This window comes from Actinotalea sp. C106, from assembly GCF_023630195.1.
In the GTDB taxonomy this organism is placed as follows: domain Bacteria; phylum Actinomycetota; class Actinomycetes; order Actinomycetales; family Cellulomonadaceae; genus Actinotalea.
The window spans coordinates 1-5,098 of record NZ_JALPKN010000232.1; the positions used below are offsets into that span (position 1 = coordinate 1).

A 5,098-nucleotide genomic window follows, 5' to 3' on the forward strand; every position below is an offset into this window, starting at 1 on the left:
CGTCGGGCTCGCTCAGCGCACGGGCGAGGGCCAGGTCGGGCGCGCCGTCGTCCCCGGCGAAGGCCGAGCTCGGCGGGAGCGCGCGGCCGGAGCTCACGCCCGTCCGGCGACGTCCAGGGCCTCAGGCAGCGTGAAGGAGCCGGCGTACAGGGCCTTGCCGACGATCGCCCCCTCGACGCCCTCCTCGGTGAGGCCGCGCAGCACGGCGAGGTCCTCGAGGCTCGAGATGCCCCCCGAGGCCACGACCGGGGCCGAGGTCCTCGCGCAGACCTCGCGGAGCAGCTCGACGTTCGGGCCCCGCAGGGTGCCGTCCTTCGTCACGTCGGTCACGACGTAGCGCGGGCAGCCCGCTGCGTCGAGGCGTTCGAGGACCTCCCAGAGGTCCCCGCCGTCGCGGGTCCAGCCGCGCGCGGCCAGGGTCGTGCCACGGACGTCGAGGCCGACGGCGACCGCGTCGCCGTGACGCTCGATGACCTCGGCGGTCCACTGCGGGTCCTCGAGGGCGGCCGTGCCGAGGTTGACCCGGCGGCAACCGGTGGCCAGGGCGCGGGCGAGGGACTCGTCGTCCCGGATGCCGCCCGAGAGCTCGACCTTGACGTCCAGGGCACCGACCACCTCGGCGAGGAGCTCGGCGTTCGAGCCACGCCCGAAGGCCGCGTCCAGGTCCACCAGATGGATCCACTCGGCACCGCCCGACTGCCAGTCGAGCGCTGCCTGGAGCGGGCTGCCGTAGGAGGTCTCGGAGCCGGCCTCTCCCTGGACCAGGCGGACGGCCTGGCCGTCGGCCACGTCGACGGCAGGGAGGAGCTCGAGTCGGGTCATCGTGGGGGTCACCGTTCCTTCAGGCTGCGGACCCAGTTGGTCAGCAGATGGGCTCCGGCGTCGCCGGACTTCTCGGGGTGGAACTGGGTGGCGGCGAGCGGCCCGTTCTCGACCGCAGCGACGAAGGGGCCGCCGTGCGTGGCCCAGGTCACCGACGGGGGCGTGAGCCGACCGCCTCCCAGCGGGGGAAAGCTGCGGGCGGCGTAGGAGTGGACGAAGTAGAAGTACTCGTCCTCGACGCCGTCGAAGAGGACCGAGCCCTCGGCAGGGGTCACCGTGGCCCAGCCCATGTGCGGCACCACGGGAGCGTCGAGCCGGTCCACGACGCCGGGCCACTCCGCGAGCCCCTCGGTGTGCACGCCGTGCTCCTCCCCCGCGCCGAACATGACCTGCATGCCGACGCAGATGCCCAGCACGGGGCGGCCACCGGCGAGCCGCCGGTCGATGATCTGGTCGCCGCGGACGGCGCGCAGGCCGGTCATGACCGAGGCGAACGCACCGACACCGGGGACGACGAGGCCGTCGGCCTCGGCGGCAGCGTGGGGGTCGGCCGTCAGCTCGACCTCGGCTCCGACGCGCTCGAGGGCGCGCACGGCCGATCGCACGTTGCCGAAGCCGTAGTCGAGGACGACGACGCTGGGGGATGTCATCGGGCCGAGTTTACCGGTCCTCGGTCATGCGCGTCGGGCGGCGCGTGCCGCCCCGGCGAGGATCCGGACCGCGCGCCAGCGGGACATCCCCACCGAGGACACCGCCCCGGGCAGGTCCTCGGCCCGGACCTGCCCCAGGAGCAGGGCCTCGACCTCAGCCGGGGCTCCGTCGAGCATGAGACCCGGCGCGATCTCCTCGTCCTGGACCCCCTCGGCCCAGCGGGTCGCGGTCATCTGACCGTCGCGCTGGGTGAGCAGCACGACCGGGGTGTGCTGGAGCAGCTTCGAGATGACCTGGGCCGCCCGCTCGGGCTCGCCCGGCGCGGTCTCGCGGCACACCGCGAGCGCACCGATCGCCGTCGGGACGGCGTCGACAGCGACCTTGCTCGTGGCGCAGGCGGCGGCCAGGCCCTCGGCGACGGCCACCTTGGTCAGCACCACGGCTGCCGCCGCGAGCTCCTCGCTCACAGGGCTCCCTTGGTCGAGGGCACGCCGTCGACCCGAGGGTCGGGGGCGACCGCGGCCCGCAGGGCCCGGGCCAGCGCCTTGAACTGCGCCTCGACGATGTGGTGCGGGTCCCGCCCGGAGAGCACGCGCATGTGGATGCAGATGCCGGCGTGGTGGGCGATCGACTCCAGGACGTGCCGCGTCAGGGAGCCGGTGAAGTGGCCGCCGATGAGGTGGTACTCCTGCCCGGCCGGCTCACCCGAGTGCACCAGGTACGGCCGTCCGGAGACGTCGACCACGGCCTGGGCCAGCGCCTCGTCGAGCGGCACGAGCGCGTCCCCGAAGCGGGCGATGCCCGCCTTGTCCCCGAGGGCCTCGCGCAGGGCCTCGCCCAGCGTGATGGCGACGTCCTCGACGGTGTGGTGCGCGTCGATGTGGGTGTCACCGGTCGCCCGGACCGTCAGGTCCACCAGGGAGTGCTTGCCCAGCGCGGTGAGCATGTGGTCGTAGAAGGGCACCGTGGTCGAGATCTCGGTGCGCCCGGTCCCGTCGAGGTCCAGCTCGACGAGCACGGTCGACTCCGAGGTCGCGCGCTCGATCCGCGCGGTCCGGCTGCCTGTGGTCACAGTCCTGCCACCTCCACCAGGGCGTCCTGGAACGCCGTCATCTCCGCCGGGGTGCCGATCGACACCCGCAGCCAGCCCTCGGGGCCCGTCTCGCGGATGAGCACCCCGCGGTCGAGCAGACCTTGCCAGATCACGTGCCGGTCGTCGAACGTCCCGAAGAGCACGAAGTTCGCGTCGGACTCGGCCGTGGTCAGGCCCTTGCTACGCAGCCAGGTGACGGTCTCGTCGCGCGAGCTGCGCAGGGAGCCCACCTGGGCCATGAGGGCGTCCGCATGCCGCAGCGCCGCCCGGGCGACGGCCTGGGTCACGGCCGAGAGGTGGTAGGGCAACCGCACCACGCGCAGCGCGTCGACCAGCTCGCGCGAGGCCGCGAGGTACCCGACCCGGGCACCTGCCAGCCCGAAGGCCTTGGACATGGTGCGTGAGACCGCGAGCCGGGGGTGCTCGGCGAGGAGGGCGAGGGCCGAGGGGGTGCCCTCCCGGCGGAACTCGGCGTAGGCCTCGTCGACCACGACGACGCAGCCCTCGGCGACCTGTGCGGTCGCCTCGAGCACCGCCTCGACCGCGGCTGGCGGCAGGGCCGTCCCGGTCGGGTTGTTGGGGCTGGCCAGCAGGACCACCGACGGCTGCTCGCGGGCGACCAGCTCGCGGACCTGGTCGAGGTCGAGGGAGAAGTCCTCCGCACGACGTCCCGCGACCCATCGGGTCGCGGTGTCCCGGGCGTACTCGGGGTACATCGAGTAGGTCGGCGCGAAGGACAGGGCCGTGCGGCCCGGTCCGCCGAAGGCCTGCAGGAGGTGCAGCATGACCTCGTTGGACCCGTTCGCGGCCCAGACCTGCTCCGGCGCGACCCGGACCCCCGACTCCCGCGCGAGGTAGTCGGCGAGCTCGGCGCGCAGGCCGAGGGCCTCGCGGTCGGGGTACCGGTTCAGACCGCGGGCCGCCAGCGCGACGGCCGTGGCGACGTCGGCCACCACGGCCTCGGACGGAGGGTACGGGTTCTCGTTGACGTTGAGCAGCACCGGCACGTCGAGCTGGGGGGCGCCGTAGGGCTCGAGGCCGCGCAGCTCGGCACGCAGCGGCAGGGTCGCGGTCACGCCAGCGAGTCTAGGCGGGCGTGAGGTCAAGGACGCTCCTGTCCCCCTGCTGGACGAACCCGACCGCGCGCAGGTATCGCTCGGAGGCCTGCATGCCGGGCGAGGCCACGACGCGGCGCGTGCCGAGCTCGGCGAAGGGTCCACCGGGACGGAAGACGAACTCACCCGGGGTGAAGTCGCGGTAGGCGGGCAGGACGTAGTCGAGCACCACCTGCTGCTCCCCCGGTTCCTCCCCCGCGCGCGAGAGCACCACCCCGACCACCTGGTCCCCGGTGCTCACCACGAAGGCGTGCTCGGCACCGCGGACGGCCTCGGGTGTCAGCCCCGGGTTGAAGGCGGCGACGTCGGCCGCGTGACGGTCGAGGAGGTGGGCGAGGAAGGGCTCGTCGGCCGTCATGGGCACGGCGTCGTAGGCCCGGGAGTCGTGGCGCTCGCGCAGGAGCCGCGCGATGATCCACAGGTTGATCGCGGTCAGCGCGACGTTCATCGCGACCATCGGCCACACGCCGATCGCCGCGTTGTAGCCGATGAGGATCACGCAGGCCGTCGTGTTGAGCACCCGGAAGCGCATCACCCGGGTCTGCATGATCGAGAAGACCAGGAAGGCTGATCCGAACCAGCCGATCGCCTCGACCACGGGCACGACGTCCTCCAGGGCTCTGCGGGGCGCCGGTGCGTCCCGTCGGCGCCGATCCTACGGCGAGGCGGGACCGAGCTCCGTCAGCCAGTCGACCACGAGGTCACCGGCGACCTCGGGGTGGATCACCTGGAGGTGGTCGACCCCGGGCAGGAGCACCGTCTGGACCTCGTGGCCCGCGGCAGTCAGTGCGGCGGCCAGCTGCTCGGAGAGCCCGGGCAGCACGACGGCGTCCTCCTGCCCGTGGACCAGGAGGAACGGCACCTCGGGACGGGCCTGCACCCACGTCAGGGGGTTGCCGTCGGCCCACGCCTGCGGGTCCTGGTCGAGCTCGACCCCGAACAGCGGCTCGGCCAGCTCGGGGGTCGCGGCCACGTCGTACGGCCCGGCCAGACCGACCACCGCGTCGGCCGACCGCTCGGGGTAGGGGCAGTCGACCTGGTGACCGGGCTCGAGGGCCACCAAGGCGGCGAGGTGCGCCCCGGCCGAGTGGCCGAGGACCACCACGGGCACCTCGGGGACCTGATCGGCCGCGAAGGCCACGGCGCAGGCGACGTCCTGGGCGGGGACCGGGTACGCCGCCCCCGTCGATGCGGTGCGGTAGGTGATGGTGACGGTCGCGGCGCCGTGCCCGGTCAGGTGCTCGGCGAGCGGGAGCAGCCCAGCGGGGTTCGCGGTGCGCCATCCGCCGCCGGGGACGACCACGACCACGACCTCCGGGCCGCCCTCCTCCGGCAGCACGACCTGGGCCGCGAGCCCACCGCGGAACTCACCCTCGCCCGCCGGGCCGGGGGCCGCACCCGTGGCGCGCAGGCCCGT

At 74.0% G+C, this 5,098-nt stretch carries 7 protein-coding genes; all 7 read right to left on the bottom strand.

From position 1 onward, the window contains the following. Window positions 1–93: 93 nt before the first annotated feature. Entirely contained in the window at window positions 94–822 is a 729-nt protein-coding gene (gene priA / locus L0B03_RS13680) for a bifunctional 1-(5-phosphoribosyl)-5-((5-phosphoribosylamino)methylideneamino)imidazole-4-carboxamide isomerase/phosphoribosylanthranilate isomerase PriA (protein WP_250446688.1), read from the bottom strand. Window positions 823–830: 8 nt separating this feature from the next. Continuing rightward, entirely contained in the window at window positions 831–1,472 is a 642-nt protein-coding gene (gene hisH / locus L0B03_RS13685) for an imidazole glycerol phosphate synthase subunit HisH (RefSeq protein WP_250446690.1), read from the bottom strand. A 24-nt stretch (window positions 1,473–1,496) separates the two neighbouring features. After that, window positions 1,497–1,940 carry a hypothetical protein gene (locus tag L0B03_RS13690; RefSeq protein WP_250446692.1) on the bottom strand — a complete coding sequence of 148 codons (444 nt, stop codon included), beginning with the start codon at window positions 1,938–1,940 and terminating at the stop codon, window positions 1,497–1,499. Then, window positions 1,937–2,545 carry an imidazoleglycerol-phosphate dehydratase HisB gene (hisB, locus tag L0B03_RS13695; protein WP_250446694.1) on the bottom strand — a complete coding sequence of 203 codons (609 nt, stop codon included), beginning with the start codon at window positions 2,543–2,545 and terminating at the stop codon, window positions 1,937–1,939. The genes L0B03_RS13690 and hisB overlap by 4 nt, the downstream gene beginning before the upstream one ends. After that, window positions 2,542–3,642, bottom strand: a complete 1,101-nt coding sequence (locus L0B03_RS13700) for a histidinol-phosphate transaminase (RefSeq protein ID WP_250446697.1) — start codon at window positions 3,640–3,642, stop codon at window positions 2,542–2,544. The genes hisB and L0B03_RS13700 overlap by 4 nt, the downstream gene beginning before the upstream one ends. A 10-nt stretch (window positions 3,643–3,652) precedes the next feature. Further along, a complete protein-coding gene (locus tag L0B03_RS13705; protein ID WP_250446700.1) occupies window positions 3,653–4,285 on the bottom strand; it encodes a hypothetical protein in 633 nt (210 codons plus the stop codon). Between the two features lie 51 nt (window positions 4,286–4,336). Next, on the bottom strand, window positions 4,337–5,098 hold a 762-nt coding region (locus L0B03_RS13710), incomplete at its 5' end, for a S9 family peptidase (RefSeq protein WP_250446701.1).